This is a genomic window from Vreelandella stevensii S18214, from assembly GCF_000275725.1.
Lineage (GTDB): Bacteria > Pseudomonadota > Gammaproteobacteria > Pseudomonadales > Halomonadaceae > Vreelandella > Vreelandella stevensii.
Genome location: NZ_AJTS01000042.1, coordinates 1 through 17,756 on the forward strand (window position 1 = coordinate 1; position 17,756 = coordinate 17,756).

Consider the following 17,756-nt stretch of genomic DNA (forward strand, 5'->3'; position numbering starts at 1 on the left):
GTGGCTTCGCGGCGTATCCGCTGGGGCACCACCCTGTCGCCTAGCATGATAAAGGTATTGTCGCGATCCAGCGCCGTCAGTTGGTCCCATACCGACACGCGCATGGTCAGGTGGTCGCTGAGCACCACCACCAGCGTATTCTCCAGCAGGTTTTCTGCTTCCAGGCGTTCGATCAGATCGCGGGCCAGCCAGGCCGAACACTCCACGGAGTAAAGAATGTCCTGGCCATCGAAGGCCCCTTGGCGGTCCCGGCAGCGCTGGGCGGGAAAGCCGTTGGGTGCATGGCCCGCGATGCTCAGGTTGACCACTGCCCAAGGGCCATCGTCTTCACGGTTCAAGCGACGTATTTCGTCGACGGTGAAGTCGTAGAGGGTATCGTCATAGAGGCCCCAGCTGTTGAGATACTCGGGGTCTTCCATGTCCGTGATGAAATCCTCCTTGCCCTTGACCGTGTCGAACTGATGCCCTCGGTAAAAGAGACCTTTACCTGCAAATTGCGTACTGGCGCCACCCAGATAGCTGAGCCGGTATCCCTGACCCGCAAGAATATCGCCCAGGCAGTCTACGCCAGGCACGACCTGAGAAAGGGGTTCGAACTGGCTGTCATGCAACAGGCCAGCGGGCATCAGGGGCACGCCGCACTGGCTGGCAATCATCCCGGCCATGGTCCAGCCGGTGTTGTCCATTTGCTGCACGCCTTCGAAAACGATGCCACGCGCCCCCAGTGCGTCAAGGTCATCATAGGCATTGCCGAATATGTCGTGACGATAGGTACGCTCGATGCTTTCCAGGTAGAGGAGCAGCAAGTTAGGTGCATTGGGCTGGTCTTCCTGCGGCGGCTGAACGTAGCGTCGATCCAGCCAGGCCCCGTCATCGGTCACGATGGCGGCACTGCGTTGCCCCAGCCCATACAGCAGCGGGTTCCCGGCTAACAAGGCAATGGCAAAAAAGCGTTCGGTCAGACGCCAACGCGGGTCGTGGCGTGTGATAGAGATGACGGAGATCAGCATGGCGAGCACGACCAGCGTATACACCACTGCCATGACCATTTTGCCGCCACCGCCATGGTCGGCCATGCCCGCTTGCAGATGGAAAAATACCGCGCCCAGGTCCACACTGCCAAAGCTGTCGACCAGGTAGACGTAAATGCCAAACAGGCTCAGCGGTAGCAGCGACCATGGCCAGACGGGGCGGTAGCGAGCGTTCAAGGGAGCGCCCCAGCGTAGCTTGAGGCCTACCAGCATCCACACGGTGGCGGTGATGAAAAGCGTCCACCAGGGCAAGCGCGTCAAGACAGTAACGGCATAGCCCAGGCTCGCGCCAATCACGGCCAGCGGTAGCCAGGGAGTCAGGGGGGGTGACTTGGAAGCGAGCATGCCATGTCCCTTTTCGTCGCTTGCTGAATGAGCCTGCTAGCTTACCAAATCTCGACGTTCATGGTCGTGGTAGCATGCAATGAAACTGGCCATGAAGCATGAGCGAATGGATCGCTCATCTCGTTGTTATAGATTCGTTGTTATGGATTCGTTGGTATAAATTCGCTGGGATAGGTGAACTGTGACTCTTGCTGCTGTGTTGATCGTCAAAAACGAAGCCCACCATTTGCGTGAATGCTTGGAAACGCTCACCTGGGCCGATGAAATCGTCGTGCTGGATGCGGGCAGCCAGGATGCCACCTGCGAGATTGCCCGCGCGTTCACGGACAAGGTCCATGTGAATGCCGACTGGAAGGGGTTTGGCATTCAGCGCCAGCGAGCAGAAGCCCTGGCAAGCAGTGACTGGATTTTGATGGTCGACGCCGATGAGCGCGTGACCCCTGAATTGCGTGACAGCATTCAGGCGGCCATTCAGCAGCCGCCTGCTGCCTATCGCGTGAGTCGGCTCTCCTGGTGTTTTGGCCGTTTCATTCGCCACTCGGGCTGGTACCCAGACCGGGTGCTGCGTCTCTACCCGAAAGGTCAGGCAGGGTATAACGCCGCGTTGGTGCACGAGAAGCTGGTCGTCGACGCAGGCCTTGCCGAAAAGCCGTTATCCGGCGATCTGCTGCACTACACCTACCGCGACCTGCGCCACTATCTGGAAAAGTCCGCCCACTATGCCCAGGCCTGGGCAGAGCAGCGGGCGGCTCAAGGCAAAACGGCCACGCTATGGCAAGGCATTCGCCATGGTCTGGCCTGCTTTCTCAAGATGTACGTGCTCAAAGCCGGGTTCAAGGATGGCAAGCAGGGGCTGTTGCTGGCGCTGCTCTCTGCGCATTCCACGTTCGCCAAGTACGCCGATCTATGGGTGCGTACCCAAACCGCCGAGAAGCAGCGCTGAGATCTGTTGGGCTGCCGCGTCGAGATCAATGGCAGTCATGTCCTGTGTGTCAGCGCCTGAAGGCGGGCTGAACGCCAGGCGCTTTTCCGCACGGTTGCAGGTTTGCCAGCGGAGCGGCGTGGCAGAGCGTTTGGCCGGATAAAAACCCGCCGTGGCGATGTCCAGGCAGCCTGCAATATGCAGCGGGCCGGTCGAGCCGGCAATCAATAGGTCAGCTCCCGCCAGTTGGCGAGCGAAGTCGGCCACATTGGTAGTGGCAGGGAATGGCTTGGCTGTCACGCCTTCGCTCGCCAATTTTGCCTGCAATGCCTCGGCCTCGCGCTGTTCACCAGGGCCTGCACTGATTAGCCAGTGGGGTGGATGCACACTCCCCAATTGCTGCTGAATCTGTATGATCAGTGCTGAGTATTGATCCAGCGAAAGATTGGCCGCTGAACCACCACTGCCGGGGTGAATCACCACGATCTGGCTTTCGGTTGCTTGTGCGCTGTGCAGCAATAGCTGACGCTGCTGCTGGCGATCCTCGCTTTCCAGTGGCCAGAAAGGGGGCGAGGGTAACGCAGATAGCGTCAGTGATAGTCGGCCCAGCAGTTCACAGGCAAGGTCCACATTGTATTGATACTCTGGCTTGGCTGAGCGGGAACGGCGCTGGCGTACACGCTGATTATAGAAAATCTGCGCCCACTTGGTTGCTGGCGCCATGCGTAGTGGGATACCCGCCCGCCAGCCCAGCCAGCCGATACGAGGGGTTGAAAACAGTGTCAGCAGGGCATCGAATTTGGCTGCTTTGACCTCATGCAGCAGGGCCTGCTGGGCGGCTTTATCCGCATTGGGGCCGGGATCAATCATCACCTCATCTACCCACGGGCAGGCCCTGGCCAGCGGCGCTGTATAGTCAGGCACCAATACGCTGATATGCGGCGTTGGCGTTGCCTTTTTCAGGCATGCCAGTGCTGGCCAAGCCAGCATAAAATCGCCAATTTTGTCATTGCGTACGACAAGCACTTTGTGCGCCATGGTTTAGGCCCCGTTAATTGCAGCCTGTATACTACCAGAATGAGCACATGGCCTGGAAAATGTGCTGACTAGCGGCATTAACCGGCAGGGCATACAACAGGTGCAGTAATGGCAGCAAATAATTTGGCAGAGAACGACTTGGCGGAACCCTCGGTAGCAACTCGCAAGGTAGTGCAGCTATGCCTATCGGATGGCAATGGTGGTCTGGAACTATACGTCGAGCGCATCATTACAGACCTCAAGAGCGAGGGCTGGGAAGTGCTGGGACTCTGCCTTTCCAATACTCGGGTGGAAGCCAGTATGCAGCAGCATACCATTCCCTTTCGGGCCTTCAGCAGTAATATGCAGGCCGTTACCCATGTGCTGTCACTGCGACGCTGGTTGGTTGAGGAAGAGGCGGATGTTATCCACTGCCATAAATCGAGTGACTTGCGGCTAATCACCCTGCTCAAGCTAGTGATGCCAGGTTTAAGAGTTCTTTATACCGACCATATGGGGGGGCGACGCCCCAAGAAAAGCCCCTATCATCGTTTGGCTTATGGCTCTGTTGAACGTGTTTTGTCAATTAGTCAGGCAACCTGGCAACGTAATGTCAGGAATTTGCCGCTGCCGAAAGAGCGGGTGGTGTGTTTACCTCACGGTGTTGATACTCGGCACTACCAGCCCTGCAACGATCTGGCGGCGATCCATGCCAAGCGTCGCGAGTTGGGGGTGCCTGTGGATGCGGTAGTGATCGGGTTGCCGGGGCGAGTCACTCCAGGCAAGGGACAGGAGGTATGGGTAAAGGCTCTGCTCGAACTGGACCAGTCACTCCTCTTTTATGCCCTGTCGATTGGCGGAACCGACTATGCCTCGGGCGGTATTGAAAGCTTTTATACTCAATTGCAGCAACTTATCGCAGGCACTCCATTGGAGAGCAGGATCAGTTTTTTAGGTCATCGCAGTGATTTGACTGAAATCCTGCCTGTGCTCGATATCGTTTGCATTCCCTCGGAAAATGAAGCCTTTGGCTTGACCATTATCGAGTCGATGGCGTGTGGTATGCCGATTATTGGCTCAAACACCGGCTCACTGCCGGAACTGGTGGACAGCGCTTCAGGCGTACTGGTCGGGCCGTTTGATGTGCCCGCCTGGCGCGATGCCATGACAACTCTGATTGCTGATGCGCCACGTCGCCAGGAGATGGGAGCCGCCGCCAGGCTGCGCGTTGAGCAGCATTTCAGTAATCAGCAGCATGTAAGGCGTTTGATCGAATATTACATGGCTGCGCCATAGCCGCCCCGGTCTTGTCGGAACAATGCAGGTCTGGAGTGGATAGATAATGAGTGAAACCTCTCAAGGCGCTATACGAGGAGTCATAAGTGAGAGCCTGGATTGATAAGTGTGCCTACGTGAGTAAGCGCGGACGACGCTGGCTGGAGAGTTCAGCAGTGAACGAGGTGCCGCGTATCCTGGTGATTCGGCAGTGTGCCTTCGGTGATTACATGGCCGCTCGGCCTTTTTTGGTGGAGCTGCGGCGCCTGTTTCCCAAGGCGCACATTATCCTGGCAACGGTACCCGCCTACCGCTATGCCGTGCCGGAAGATCTTGTCGATGAGGTGTTTGTCCAGGAAGGGCGTGGTAGTCTGGCAGCACAGTGGCGTTCACTGCGCTCGGTGGGCAAGGTGGATATGCTGTTTGATCTAGCGGATACCTCACGCTCGAGGTTACTGAGCCTGATGACACCGGCGGCCATCAAACTTGGCTTTCCCTACCGCAGCCTGTCCAATACGCTGCTCTATGATGTCGGACTGCGGCGCTCCAACTATCACTATGAGGCCGAAGTACTGCTGGATTTCCTCAAGGTATTGGGCCACAAGCCACGCTATCCGCTCGATTTTGCCCTGCCCTGGCACCGGGGAGAGGAAGCAGCAGCGACCATTGTGTATTTCCCGTTTGCCTCGGTAGCGAGCAAGTCGTTGACATTAGAGGCGTGGAGCAGGTTGATCGAGCAGGCTGCACAGGCATTGCCACAATATCAGCATGTACTGCTGGAGGGGCACAAAGCCGAGGAGTCGGGGGACTTTCTCGCTGAGGTCGTAGCTCGGCACCCCAATGTCTCGGTTCAGCCACGTATGGGCCTTGATGAACTAAGTCACTGGATGGCGGAAGTCTCGGTACTGGTATGCGGTGATACCGGCGTGCGCAATCTGGCACTGGCAACGCATACGCCTACCCTGGGTATCTTCTTCAGTACGCTGCCTTACCGCTACTGGCCCCGTTATGAACCCTGCCACGAAGCAGTGTTCCGGAGAAGCGGCGAAGTGCCAAGTGAAGAGGAGATTTTAAGTGAGCTCAAGGGGCTATTGCAGCGTTGTTACCCAGGTCGCCGTTCCAGGCAGTGATCGCTCGGCGTCAGATTACCCGGTAGCCCTGCCGAATGGCTGTCATGGCCTGGGAGGCGTCGAACTTTACCAGTGAGCGCTCAAGGCGTGCCAGATTGCGCTCCTGCCACTGGCCTGCCGAGCGCAAGCGGCAACGATCCAGGTCGATCAGCCACGGTTCTCCCTGGCGATCCACCAGAATATTGCGCGCATTCAGATCCACATGATCGAGCCCTGCCTGGTGAAAACGTTTAATCATTGCCCCTACGCGCGTTAACAGTGCCTCATCAGCCTCGCCAGCACTCAGTAATGAGGCCAGCGCCCGAGCGCCCGGGATGCGTACGGTCAGCAGAGCCGCCTCATAGGTCAAACCGAACCGAGTGACGCAGCAGGCCACTGGGCGAGGCACGGGCAGGCCTTGCTCATACAGCGCGGCGGTCAAGCGCACTTCACGAAACGCTCGTGTGCGCTCTGCCCCCAGCCAGACATAGCGCTGCTTGTTGACCTTGGCGATGAGCCCGCCGCGCTGGTAAGGGCGCAGCACCCACTGCTCATGGTCGCGTGCCTGCAGGAACAGGCTGCTGCCACGGCCAGGTGCTTCGCCGGCCACCAGGCCTCGCGATTGCCAGTAATCCGCCTCGAACAGCGCCGTGCTCAGTGGGTGAGTCGGGGAGGAGAGTTGGTGTGATGCGCAGGCGTCACTTAAACTGTCTGCATCATGTAAAATCAGCCCATTTTTCTGCTGGAGTGCCGCTAAGCGCATGAAGCCCTCTCTGCCTGCTCAACCAAACCATATTGCCATTTTGCGCCTCTCCGCGTTGGGAGACGTGTGCAATCTCGTGCCCACGGTGCGAGCGTTGCAGCGCCAGTGGCCGCATGCGCGCATTACCTGGATTATCGGCAAGGGGGAGCACAGTTTACTGGCCGGGCTTTCCGGGGTCGAGTTCGTTGTGTACGACAAAGCGACTGGGCTTGCCGGCATGCGGGCCCTCTGGCGTGAGCTGGCCGATACCCGCTTCGACGTGCTGCTGCATATGCAGCAGGCCATTCGTGCCAGTGTGCTCTCGCTCGGTCTCAAAGCCAGCGTCCGGGTAGGGTATGACAAGGCCCGTGCCAAGGACGCCCAGCACTGGTTCACCCAGCACCAGCTAGCCCCCCACGAGAACGCCCATGTGCTGGAGTCGTTCATGGATTTTGCGCGTCTGCTGGGCGTCGAAGACGAGCGTCTGGAGTGGAATCTCGCGGTGCCTGCCGTTGCCTACGAGGAAGCCCGGGCAATCAGTGGCGACACGCCTTATTTGGTGATCAACCCCTGTAGCAATGCGCGCTTGCGCAATTTTCGCAACTGGTCCGTGGAAGGGTATGCCAGCGTGATTGAACACGCCTGGGTACAGCATGGTCTCAAGAGCGTGCTCACGGGGGGCGGCAGCCCCCTGGAGCGTGAAATGGGCGACCATATCGAGGCGCTCTGCCAGCCGGGGAGCGTCATCAATGCCATCGGCGGCACCTCGCTGAAGGGCGTGCTGGCGCTGATCGAAAACGCTCGCGCGGTGATTGCCCCGGATACGGGCCCTGCGCATATGGGTAACGCCATGGGCACGCCGACGCTTGGCCTCTATGCCACCACCAACCCTCAGCGGGCTGCGCCCTATCTGTGGCGCGATTTTGCCGTCAATGCGTACCCCGATGCGGTACGCACCTATCTGCATAAATCGGTGGATGAAGTGAGCTGGGGGCAGCGGGTGCGGCATGCCGATGCCATGGACCTGATCAAGGCGGACGACGTCATTGCCAAGTTAGATGCGCTGCTGGCGCATAGCGCAGCGCACACCACAACAGGACTCTCGGATGAAAGTTGATCTAACCGCCCTGGAACATGCCCGCGTACTGGTGGTCGGGGATGTCATGCTCGACCGCTACTGGCATGGCGGCACCTCGCGTATCTCACCGGAAGCCCCGGTGCCCGTGGTACGCGTGGAAGATGCCGATGACCGCCCCGGCGGCGCGGCCAATGTGGCGCTCAACGTGGCGTCATTGGGTGGGCACGCCGCGCTGGCGGGCCTGGTGGGAGAGGATGACAATGCCGAGCTGCTCACCAAGCGCCTGGCGGCAGCCAATGTAAGCACTTACTTCCAGCGCAGCCCTGATGTTCCAACGATTACCAAGCTGCGTGTAATGAGCCGTAACCAGCAGCTGCTGCGCCTGGATTTCGAGCAGCGCCTCGATAGCGTGGACACCAGCGCCCTGCTGGCGCAAGTGGAACAGGCGCTGCCCGAATGCGACGTGGTGATCCTGTCGGATTACGGCAAGGGCACGTTGAATCAGGTCGAGCGACTGATCGAGATGGCTCGCCAGCACGGCAAGCGGGTACTGATCGACCCCAAGGGTCAGGATTTCACCAGGTACCGGGGAGCCAGCCTGATCACTCCTAACCTGGCCGAGTTCGAGGCCGTGGCAGGCCCCTGCGCCACCGACGCTATCCTGGCCGAGCGAGGCGAAGCGCTGCGTGCCGAGCTGGCACTGGAAGCGCTGCTGATTACCCGCAGCGAGAAGGGCATGACGCTGATCCGTGAAGGCCATGCACCGCTGCACCTGCCCACCCGTGCCCAGGAAGTGTTCGATGTCACGGGGGCCGGCGATACCGTGATTGGCCTGATGGGCCTGGCCCTGGCCGCTAACCATGCGCTGCCGGAAGCCATGATGCTGGCCAACTTGGGCGCGGGCCTGGTGGTGGCCAAGCCGGGTACCGCCACGCTCTCCATTGCCGAGCTTTACACCGCGCTGCATGGCGACAAGCTGGCCGAGTTCGGCGTGATCGAGCCAGCGCCTCTGATCGATGCCGTTCGCGCTGCGCAGCTGCGCGGTGAGCGGGTGGTGATGACCAATGGCTGCTTCGATATTCTCCACGCAGGCCATGTGGCCTACCTGGAACAGGCCAAGCGCCTGGGAGACCGGCTGGTCGTGGCGGTGAACGATGATGCGTCCATTGGCCGATTGAAAGGGCCGAAGCGCCCCATCAACCCGTTGAACCGGCGGATGCAGGTGCTGGCGGGGCTCGGCGCGGTGGATTGGGTGGTGCCGTTCAGTGACGACACGCCTGCCGCCCTGATCGAGCAAGTATTGCCGGATATTCTGGTCAAAGGCGGCGACTACCGCCCCGAAGACATTGCTGGCGGCAGCGCCGTGATTGCCAACGGGGGCGAAGTCAAGGTGCTGGGCTTCGAGGATGGTGTTTCCACCACGGCAATGATCAGCTCGATTCTGGATCGCGAAAGTTGATGACCACCCCCCGCTGGCCACGGCTGGCCTATTCGGCAGCGTTGTATGGGCTGGCGCCCTTGATTGGCTGGCGCATCTGGCGTGAGCAAGTCCCCACGTACTCACGACTCCAGCGGCTGGGACTGCGCCTTGAACCACTCCCGCCCGCGCCGCGACTTTGGCTGCACTGTGCTTCCGTGGGGGAAGTGCGCGCCGCACGCCCGCTGATCGAAGGGCTGCTGGCGCGCTTTCCTCGCCACAGCCTGCTGCTGACCACCATGACGGCTACCGGCGCCAGACAGGCACAGGCGTTGATAGCAGAACAGGAGACTGCCGACCAGACGCGTCTTGCCCACCGTTTTTTGCCGTTGGATTTTCCCGGCGCGGCCAGGCGTTTTGTGGCTCGCGTACAGCCGGACCTTGCCATCCTGTTTGAAACCGAGCTGTGGCCGAACCTGCTTCACGCCTGCCATCGGCAGGCGGTGCCCGTTGCCGTAGTGAACGGCCGACTATCGCCCCGCGCGTTTGGCCGCTACCAGCGTTTGCGCCCGCTGATGCAGGGGGCCTTGGCCAACGTGACGTGGCTGGCCGCCAAGTCGCCAGAGGACGCCGAGCGTTTTCACGCGCTGGGCTGTGCGGCTGAATCGACCACCGTGGTGGGGTCGCTGAAGTTCGAACAAGCCTTTCCTGAAAGGCTATTGGAAGAGAGTGAGTGCTTACTTAGTGAGTGGGGCCAGCGTCCCGTGTGGGTCGCTGGCTCTACCCGAGACGGGGAAGAGGCGCTGCTGCTGGCTGCCCATCGCCAATTGCTCACGCGTTTCCCCACGGCGCTGTTAGTGCTGGTGCCCAGGCATCCACAGCGCTTTGATGAAGTGGCGGCCCAGTGTGAGCGTGAAGGGTTCAAGGTCAGTCGTCGAAGCCAGCAACAGCCCGTCACGCCCGCCACCCAGGTCTACCTGGGGGATACGCTGGGCGAGCTGGCGACGCTGTACGCTGCGGGCAGCGTCGCCTATGTGGGGGGGAGCCTGGTGCCACTGGGCGGGCACAACGTGTTGGAGCCTGCTGCGCTGGGTAAGCCCGTGCTGTGCGGTCCGTCGCTGGAGAACTTCAGCGATGTCGCCGAGCCGCTCTTGGCGGCCAATGCACTGACGGTGGTTGACACGCCAGATGCGCTGGCAAGCGTTCTGGTAGAACACATCACCAACCCTGAGTGTGCCAGGCAGCGCGGGCTGGCTGGGCAAGCGGCAATCACAGCCCAGCGCGGGGCGCTTTGGCGCACGCTGGATGGGCTTGGCCGGTGCCTGGCCTTGGCCGGGGATTAGTCCTGGCCAAAGCCAGGCTTTGGCGAGAGCTCAGCGTAAGGCCGTGCGCTCTACGCCATCCGCTTTACCCAGCAGCAAGACATCGGCACCGCGTGCAGCAAACAGGCCGTTGGTCACCACGCCGACGATGCCATTGATCCGTGCTTCCATGGCTACCGGGTCGTCGATCATGAAGTTGAAGCAGTCGATGATCTGGTTGCCGTTGTCGGTGATGACGCCCTGACGGTAAACGGGGTCGGCACCGAGTTTGACCAGCTCGCGGGCCACATAAGAGCGCGCCATGGGAATCACTTCTACCGGCAGGGGAAAGTTGCCGAGCTGGGCGACGTATTTCGAGCCATCGGCAATACAGATGAAGCGCTCGGCGCAGGCGGCGACGATCTTTTCACGCGTCAGTGCGGCACCCCCGCCTTTGATCATATGCAAGTGAGCATTCACTTCGTCGGCACCATCGATGTAAAAGGGGACGTTGCCAACGTGATTGAGTTCGAAGACCTCGATACCCTGGGCTTTCAAGCGCTCTGCACTGGCCTCAGAGCTGGCCACGGCCCCTTTGAAGCGGTCGCGTAACGCGCCCAAACGATCAATGAACAGGTTGGCGGTGGAGCCGGTGCCAATGCCCAGCACGGTGCTTTTTTCGAGATATGGCTCGATTTCATCGAGCGCGGCATCGGCGACAGCGGCTTTTAGTTCGTCTTGTGTCATGATGGAGTCCAATCAGGGTGGGCAGTCGTGCTTAGTATAACGGCCTGAACGCCCGTTGCCGATGGCAACGCCGCTAGACGATGGCGGCTGTCATCTGCTACCAATAGAGGTTTTGTTCGCACCCGCTAGGGTCACGCCATTTTTCCGGGATATCAGCATGCTTGAAGCAACCGTCAAAAAGATTCTCCAGGCCCGTGTCTACGAAGCAGCCTGCGAGACGCCTATTTCCCCCGCTCCCTTTTTGTCGCGTCGTTTCAACAACCAGATTTTGATCAAGCGCGAAGACTTGCAGCCGGTGTTTTCGTTCAAGATCCGTGGGGCCTACAACAAGATGGCCCAGCTCACGGAAGAACAGAAAGCCAAAGGGGTGATTGCTGCCTCGGCGGGCAACCATGCACAGGGCTTGGCCATGGCGGCCAAATTGATGGGCGTGAAGGCCGTCATCGTGATGCCTCGCATCACACCGGATATCAAAGTGCAGGCGGTACGTGCGCGGGGGGCAAAAGTGGTGCTGAAGGGCGACGCCTTTGCCGCCGCCGCCGAGCATGCGCAGGAGCTGATCAAGGAGCATGGCTACACCTATATTCCGCCGTTTGACGATATCGACGTCGTGGCGGGCCAGGGCACCATCGGGGTCGAGATTCTGCGTCAGCACAGCGGGCGGCTGGATGCGATCTTTATCCCTGTAGGCGGTGGTGGGCTGATTGCCGGGGTGGCGGCCTACGTGAAATACCTGCGTCCTGATATCAAGATCATTGGCGTCGAGGCCGAGGATAGCGCTTGCTTGAAAGCGGCTCTGGAGGCCGGGGAGCGCGTTGTGCTGGATCAGGTGGGCGTGTTTGCAGAAGGTGTGGCCGTGGCGCAAATTGGCGACGTGCCGTTCTCTCTGGTACGTGACCTGATCGACGATGTCATTACCGTGAACACCGATGAGATGTGCGCGGCGGTCAAGGACATTTTTGAAGATACCCGTGCCGTGGCGGAAACGTCTGGAGCGCTGTCGTTGGCCGGCCTGAAGAAATACGTGCAGCAGACGGGCGCGGAGGGAGAAACCCTGTTGTGCATCAATTCGGGAGCCAACACCAACTTTGACCGCTTGCAGCATATTGCCGAACGGACGGAGCTGGGCGAGCAGCGCGAAGCCATCCTGGCCGTCACCATTGCTGAAAAGCCTGGCAGCTTCAAGAAGTTCTGTCGAACGCTGGGCAAACGAATGGTGACTGAATTCAGCTACCGTTATGCCGATGACAGCGAGGCCCATATCTTTGTTGGCGTGCAGGTAAAACCAGGTGGCGAAGACCGCCTGGCGGTGATCGAAAAGCTGCGCGAAGGCGGGTATCAGGTCGAAGACTTGACCGATAACGAACTGGCGAAGCTGCACATTCGCCATCTCAGCGGCGGTCGGCCCCGGGAGCACTTCGAGGAGGAGCTTTACCGTTTCGAATTTCCGGAACGTCCTGGTGCCTTGATGAACTTCCTCACCCAGTTGCCCCATGACTGGAATATTTCACTGTTCCACTATCGTAACCACGGGGCTGCTTATGGTCGTGTGCTGGTGGGCATGCAGGTACCCAATGAGGATCGCACCCATGTGACCGAGTACCTGGACGCCATTGGTTACCGTTACTGGCAGGAGAGCGACAACCCGGCCTATCGGCTGTTCATGGCGTAATTGAATGTAAGTAATTGCTAACTTGGCAGCCACGCACTACTGAACAGATTCAAAAAACTAAAACGCTTAATTAGGGGGGTGAAAATAGTGTTAATAGCGGTTGTCACTACCCCCCTTATAGCCCTATAGTCATCGCCACAAATAATGAGGTGTGTCATCTTTCCAAAGGCAACTCCTTGGTGACGCACCCAGGGCTACCGGCACTTGGAAAGACGTTGGAGATTTGGCATGCGGCGAAGAAAACCTGATATGGTCATGGCGCTAACCGTGGTGTTTTTACTTGGGGTTTTGGCGACTGGCTATGCTCAGGCAATATCGGGAAGTTGATCAATGGTAGCAGGGTAGAGCGGTATCGACGTCGCGAGCCTGCAAAAGGTCAAACAAGAGGGCTGATCATGGATCAGCCCTTTTTATGGGGCGTGCCGTGGCTTGATCGGTGACCACGGCCTTGAGCGGAATATCCCAGGGCTCCAACGGCAGCTGGTCGACCTGTTGGCAAGCGTGCGCCACCCCAATCAAGGCGGGAGCCGGGCCAGGTCTGCGCATGAAGGCCAGACTGCGGTCGTAAAACCCTCCCCCCATGCCCATGCGGTTGGCCTGCTGGTCGAACCCGACCAGCGGTACGATCAGCGTATCCAGTGCCCAGGCGGGTAGCCGATGGCCACGGTGGGCTGCAAACCTTGGGCAGGGTTCGGCAATGCCGAAACGATTCTTGACCATGGGGGTATGCTGGTCGTAACGCACGAACCATAGGCTATTGGCGCTGAAAGGGCGTAGCACAGGAAGGTAAATCGTGGTGCGTCGCTGGCGAAGCCATGCGATCAGGGGTGTCGGGTCGATTTCGCCATTGACCGGCAGGTAGAGACTGATGCGTTTGGCGCGTCTGATTTCGGGCTGATGCCTCAGGCGCTGGCAGAGTGAGTGGGCCGCCTGCTGTTGCTGTTTGGCGGTCAGCGCCTTGCGTCTGCGCTTGAGTTCACGGCGCAGGGCCTGCTTTTCATCGGGCGTCGTATGCGTCATCTCTATCAGGCCATGTTGAAGTGTTCCCCAGAATACCGCTGTCGTTCTGGCCCTGAACCTATTGGTTCAGGTGGGTGGCCGCAGCCAGACCGTCAGGCTTTCCGACGCACGGACATGCACACGGGTCTGGCTAGCATTTGGCCCCCTGGTACTGCGTATAGGCTCGAGGGACTATAACGACTGGCGCGCATTCCAGAGAACATCCCTATCCTAACAGAGGCGCTGCCAATGCCAAAGCATCCATGCCCCGAACGGCTCTCTTTACGCGTCCGTTGGCTTGCGAGTACCTGCCAACGCTCGTTCGAGGCGCTCATTGAGGCGGCTCAGGTTAGCCTCACCCGCACGGTGCTCGTCCAGCGCTTCCAGCAATTCATGGGTAATGTTCAAGGCGGCCATGATGGCAATGCGCTCGTTGCCCAACACGCTGCTCTGGGCGTGAATACCGTGCATGGCTCTGTCCAGGTAGCGAGCTGCGCGCTCCAGCTGCACCTCCTGACCGTTATCGCAGGCAATGACATAGCTGCGCCCCAATAGGGTGATCTCTTTCGTTGGCCGCTTGGCGGTACTCATCATTGACTCCAGCACGGGCCAGTCAGGGCCCCAATGCGTTAACATCACATAAATAGGATGGATAGACGATATTCACTATAAGAGAGCCGCTCGTACGGGGTCAACGCACGTACCGGCCGCGCTCTGCGCAGAATCTTACTCTGACTTTTGCTAAAGCGAGCACAAAACATGTCATTGATTGACGAGCGCCAGGACTTTTCTGACGTGGCGGATGTATTTTTATTGCACGGGAGCATGCAGTCTCCCGCTTTTCTGGATGGGCGCCTATGTGGCCTGCTGGCGCTGCGTGATGTGAGTGCCGAAGGGTGGCTGGAAGAGGTTTGCCTGGGCCTCGGTGTCGAACAGCCTCGGGACCAGGCAAGTGCAGAGCGACTGTTGGGCTGGCGACGTCAGACGCTGGAAGCCTTGAGTGCCAGCGACTTGAATTACGCGCCGCTGCTGCCGGATGAGCTGTTTTCGCTTGCCGAACAGGCCCAAGGGCTCAAGGAGTGGACGCTGGGCTTCATGGAAGTCGTCGAAGAGGTGGCCGATGACACGCTGCGAGAGCGCTGGTCGCAGACCCTGCGTGAGGCCATCGAAGACCTGGCGGGGCTGAGTCAGATCGAAACCGATATCGACGATAGCCCGGACAACGAGAACGATCTGTTTGCCCTGACCGAGCACGCACGGATGGCGGCCATGCTGCTGTATACCGAGCAGCACCCGGGCCAGCCCCAGGTCGAGCAGGTCGACGCCCCCGTCCACTGATATCTGACTGTTCTTCAGGATATGCAAGGAGCCACTATGTTGCCTGAGCTATTGCCGCGCCCCGCGCCCATTGGGCCCGACGAGTACCGCCAGCGGCGTGAGGCGCTGATGGCCCAGCTGCCGCCGAACGCGGCCATGCTGATCCCCGGTGCGTCGCTGGTGACGCGCTCCCACGACAGCGAATACCGCTTCCGACAGCAGAGCGACTTTTACTACCTCACGGGCCTGCAAGAGCCCGACGGCCTGCTGGTGCTGCTGCCTGGGCGTGCCGAAGGCAGCAGCGTGGTGTTCTGCCTGGACCGGGACCCCACGCTGGAGGCCTGGACGGGCCGTCGGTTGGGTGCGGGCGGGGTGGAACAGCAGCTGGGGATCGACCAGGCCTTCGAGAACGCCCAGCGCGATGTGCAACTGGCAGCGCTGCTCGATGGCCGCGAACTGCTCTACGCGCCGCTGGACAATCCCGAAGCGACCAGCCTGCTGGAAGAGGCGCTGGCCCAGGCTCAGGCGGGCGTGCGCCGAGGCAAGCCTGCCTTGAAAGGCTGGCTGGATTGCCGCCCACTCATCCATGAGATGCGGCTGTTCAAGAGTCCGGCCGAAATCGCCCTGCTGCGCCACGCGGCGGCCATTTCTGCTCAGGCCCATGTGCGTGCCATGCACACCTGCCGGGCAGGGCTGCATGAGTATCAGCTTCAGGCCGAGCTGGAGCATGCGTTCATGTGGCAAGGGGCCAGTGGTCCCGCTTATAGCACCATCGTGGGCGGCGGCGCCAACGCCTGTGTGCTGCACTATATTGAAAACAGCGATGCGCTGGAGGCAGGGGCGCTGGTGCTGATCGATGCGGGCGCCGAGTTCGATCTCTACGCTGGCGACATCACCCGCACTTTCCCGGTTTCCGGTCGCTTCAGCGATGCCCAGCGAGCGCTCTACCAGGTGGTGCTGGAGGCTCAGGAGCGCGCTGTGAACGCCGTCGCTCCGGGCGCTACCCTGGCCGATATTCATCAAGGGGTCGTGCACGATTTGACCAAGGGCCTCATCGACCTGGGGCTTTTGGAAGGCGAGGTGCAGGCACGTATCGATGACGAGAGCTATCGACGCTTTTATCTGCACTCCACGTCGCACTGGCTGGGTCTGGACGTCCACGATGTGGGGACTTATCGACTCGATGAAAACACGCCCAGGCCGCTGGCACCGGGCATGGTACTGACCATTGAGCCGGGCCTGTATATCCCTTGTGATGACGATATTCCTACGGCTTACCGTGGGATCGGTATTCGTATCGAAGACAACGTGGTGGTCACTGCCCTTGGGGGAGAGGTGATCACCGACGGAGTTCCCAAGCAGGTCGAGGCCATTGAGCAATTGATGGCTAAATAGTGACCAGTCGACAAAGTCGATGAAGTCGTTATGTAAATTACGTTATGGGTTACGATGATTCGCATGGGCTGAACAGCCAAGCCAGGAGAGGTGAATGCAGGTGTCCGCAGCGGTAACAGAAGCTTCCAGTGAGCGGCCTGCCACTCACGATATCGTGATCGTGGGTGGTGGCTTGGTAGGCGCCAGCCTGGGGTGCGCCCTCGCACCTCTGATCGAGCGTTTTGGGTGGCGCGTGGCCATCATCGAGGCCAAGGCACTGCCCGACACGAGCGACCAGGCCACCTGGCAGCCCAGCTTCGATGCGCGTGCCAGCGCCATTGCCGAGGGTTCCGCCCAGCGCTTTCGCCAACTGGGCGTGTGGCAGGAGATGCAGGCCGAGGCCTCGCCCATCCAGCGCATTCATATCAGCGAGCGCGGACGTTTGGGGGCGACGCGCCTGAGCGCGGAAGAGCTGGGCGTCGAGGCGCTGGGGCATGTGATTCCCAACGCCTGGATGGGGCAGGTGCTGCACCGTCGATTGCAGCAACTCCCCATCGAGTGGCACTGCCCCGCCTCGGTCACGTCGCTGACCCCGCAGGCAGGGGGGCAGCATCATCTTCGCCTGTCGAATGGCAGTGAACTGACTGCCACGCTGACGTTACTGGCCGACGGAGGCCGCTCGGGCTTGAAAGAGCAGTTGGGCATTCAAAGCCGTCGTCACTCTTATGAACAAACCGCCGTGATTGCCCATGTGGGGGTCAGTCAGCCGCACCACGGGGTCGCCTACGAGCGCTTCACCGCAGACGGCCCCATTGCGCTGTTGCCCTTGCCCGGTCAGGCCATGGAGCTGGTCTGGACACACCCCAGCGGGGGTGAGCAGGCGCGCATGGCGCTGTCTGAGCAGGCGTTCTTGAGCCAGCTGCAGCAAGCGTTCGGCGACCGGGTAGGCCGCTTCAATCGGCTTGGGCAGCGTTATTGCTATCCGCTTTCGCTGGTGACTGCCGAAGAGCCGGTAAGGCCGGGGCTAGCGGTGCTTGGCAATGCTGCACACGCGCTGCACCCCGTGGCTGGGCAGGGCTTCAATCTTGCACTGCGCTCCGTGATGGATCTGGTCGAGGCGCTGGCCCAGGCTGCCCAACACCAGCAGCCCTTGGGCAGTCTGGCAACCCTGGCGGCTTTCGAGCGCCGTCGTGCCCATGATCGTGCCAACGTCATCCGTTTCAGCGATGGCCTGGTGCGGCTGTTCGGTGCTTCGCTGCCACTGCTGCCCCATGCCCGTGGTGCCGGATTGATCGGCCTGAACCTGGTGGGGCCGCTGCGCCGGGGGTTGGCACGCCGAGCCATGGGGCTAGAACGATAGCGCTGGGACGGTAGCGCGCACCATTGGCGCTGACACATTAAGGATTGGCT

The 17,756-nt window shown here is 60.2% G+C and carries 16 protein-coding genes and 1 other RNA gene; 10 read left to right on the forward strand and 7 right to left on the reverse strand.

Going from position 1 to position 17,756, the window contains the following annotated elements; translation table 11 throughout:
* Nucleotides 1-1,376 (reverse strand): sulfatase-like hydrolase/transferase (locus tag HSS18214_RS18235; protein ID WP_016915618.1); only part of this gene is annotated, 1,376 nt, incomplete at its 3' end.
* Between the two features lie 181 nt (nt 1,377-1,557).
* Here HSS18214_RS18235 and HSS18214_RS0112435 point away from each other — a divergent pair.
* Nucleotides 1,558-2,319, forward strand: a complete 762-nt coding sequence (locus tag HSS18214_RS0112435; protein WP_026001917.1) for a glycosyltransferase family 2 protein — start codon at nt 1,558-1,560, stop codon at nt 2,317-2,319.
* Here HSS18214_RS0112435 and HSS18214_RS0112440 read toward each other — a convergent pair.
* A complete protein-coding gene (locus tag HSS18214_RS0112440) occupies nt 2,281-3,288 on the reverse strand; it encodes a glycosyltransferase family 9 protein (protein WP_237718619.1) in 1,008 nt (335 codons plus the stop codon). The genes HSS18214_RS0112435 and HSS18214_RS0112440 overlap by 39 nt on opposite strands.
* Nucleotides 3,289-3,444: 156 nt before the next feature.
* On the opposite strand from HSS18214_RS0112440, the gene HSS18214_RS0112445 reads away from it, so the two are divergent.
* A complete protein-coding gene (locus tag HSS18214_RS0112445; protein WP_016915621.1) occupies nt 3,445-4,611 on the forward strand; it encodes a glycosyltransferase family 4 protein in 1,167 nt (388 codons plus the stop codon).
* Nucleotides 4,612-4,697: 86 nt separating this feature from the next.
* Nucleotides 4,698-5,720: a glycosyltransferase family 9 protein gene (locus tag HSS18214_RS0112450; protein ID WP_026001919.1), complete on the forward strand. Its 1,023-nt coding sequence runs from the start codon at nt 4,698-4,700 to the stop codon at nt 5,718-5,720.
* Between the two features lie 10 nt (nt 5,721-5,730).
* On the opposite strand, the gene HSS18214_RS0112455 is transcribed toward HSS18214_RS0112450, so the two are convergent.
* Entirely contained in the window at nt 5,731-6,462 is a 732-nt protein-coding gene (locus tag HSS18214_RS0112455; RefSeq protein WP_016915623.1) for a 3-deoxy-D-manno-octulosonic acid kinase, read from the reverse strand.
* Between HSS18214_RS0112455 and HSS18214_RS0112460 the strand changes: the two genes are divergently transcribed.
* Genes HSS18214_RS0112460 through waaA form a run of 3 tightly spaced genes read left to right on the forward strand, consistent with a single transcriptional unit; the run spans nt 6,461 to nt 10,279 of the window.
* Nucleotides 6,461-7,558, forward strand: a complete 1,098-nt coding sequence (locus HSS18214_RS0112460) for a glycosyltransferase family 9 protein (RefSeq protein WP_016915624.1) — start codon at nt 6,461-6,463, stop codon at nt 7,556-7,558. The two genes, HSS18214_RS0112455 and HSS18214_RS0112460, sit on opposite strands and share 2 nt — an antisense overlap.
* On the forward strand, nt 7,548-8,978 hold the full coding sequence (gene hldE / locus HSS18214_RS0112465; protein ID WP_016915625.1) for a bifunctional D-glycero-beta-D-manno-heptose-7-phosphate kinase/D-glycero-beta-D-manno-heptose 1-phosphate adenylyltransferase HldE: 1,431 nt from the start codon (nt 7,548-7,550) through the stop codon (nt 8,976-8,978). Before HSS18214_RS0112460 ends, hldE begins: the two co-directional genes overlap by 11 nt.
* Complete coding sequence (gene waaA, locus HSS18214_RS0112470; protein ID WP_016915626.1) at nt 8,978-10,279, forward strand: lipid IV(A) 3-deoxy-D-manno-octulosonic acid transferase; 1,302 nt, start codon at nt 8,978-8,980, stop codon at nt 10,277-10,279. Before hldE ends, waaA begins: the two co-directional genes overlap by 1 nt.
* A 30-nt stretch (nt 10,280-10,309) precedes the next feature.
* Here waaA and rpiA read toward each other — a convergent pair whose 3' ends face one another.
* Complete coding sequence (rpiA, locus tag HSS18214_RS0112475; RefSeq protein WP_016915627.1) at nt 10,310-10,984, reverse strand: ribose-5-phosphate isomerase RpiA; 675 nt, start codon at nt 10,982-10,984, stop codon at nt 10,310-10,312.
* Nucleotides 10,985-11,141: 157 nt separating this feature from the next.
* Between rpiA and ilvA the strand changes: the two genes are divergently transcribed.
* A complete protein-coding gene (ilvA, locus tag HSS18214_RS0112480; RefSeq protein ID WP_016915628.1) occupies nt 11,142-12,656 on the forward strand; it encodes a threonine ammonia-lyase, biosynthetic in 1,515 nt (504 codons plus the stop codon).
* 393 nt (nt 12,657-13,049) lie between these two features.
* Here ilvA and HSS18214_RS0112485 read toward each other — a convergent pair whose 3' ends face one another.
* The 3 genes from HSS18214_RS0112485 to HSS18214_RS0112490 all read right to left on the reverse strand — a co-directional run bounded on the left by HSS18214_RS0112485 (nt 13,050) and on the right by HSS18214_RS0112490 (nt 14,246).
* The gene (locus HSS18214_RS0112485; protein WP_016915629.1) at nt 13,050-13,676 is read right to left on the reverse strand and encodes a 5-formyltetrahydrofolate cyclo-ligase; all 627 of its coding nucleotides are present in this window, start codon (nt 13,674-13,676) and stop codon (nt 13,050-13,052) included.
* Between the two features lie 20 nt (nt 13,677-13,696).
* A non-coding RNA gene (gene ssrS / locus HSS18214_RS18875) (6S RNA) lies at nt 13,697-13,878 on the reverse strand.
* Between the two features lie 59 nt (nt 13,879-13,937).
* Nucleotides 13,938-14,246: a cell division protein ZapA gene (locus HSS18214_RS0112490; RefSeq protein WP_016915630.1), complete on the reverse strand. Its 309-nt coding sequence runs from the start codon at nt 14,244-14,246 to the stop codon at nt 13,938-13,940.
* A gap of 168 nt (nt 14,247-14,414) precedes the next feature.
* On the opposite strand from HSS18214_RS0112490, the gene HSS18214_RS0112495 reads away from it, so the two are divergent.
* The 3 genes from HSS18214_RS0112495 (at nt 14,415) to ubiH (ending at nt 17,706) form a co-directional block, all read left to right on the forward strand.
* Complete coding sequence (locus HSS18214_RS0112495) at nt 14,415-14,993, forward strand: UPF0149 family protein (RefSeq protein ID WP_016915631.1); 579 nt, start codon at nt 14,415-14,417, stop codon at nt 14,991-14,993.
* 36 nt (nt 14,994-15,029) lie between these two features.
* Nucleotides 15,030-16,367, forward strand: a complete 1,338-nt coding sequence (gene pepP / locus HSS18214_RS0112500; RefSeq protein WP_016915632.1) for a Xaa-Pro aminopeptidase — start codon at nt 15,030-15,032, stop codon at nt 16,365-16,367.
* A 94-nt stretch (nt 16,368-16,461) separates the two neighbouring features.
* Nucleotides 16,462-17,706: a 2-octaprenyl-6-methoxyphenyl hydroxylase gene (gene ubiH / locus HSS18214_RS0112505; RefSeq protein ID WP_016915633.1), complete on the forward strand. Its 1,245-nt coding sequence runs from the start codon at nt 16,462-16,464 to the stop codon at nt 17,704-17,706.
* Nucleotides 17,707-17,756: the final 50 nt, after the last annotated feature.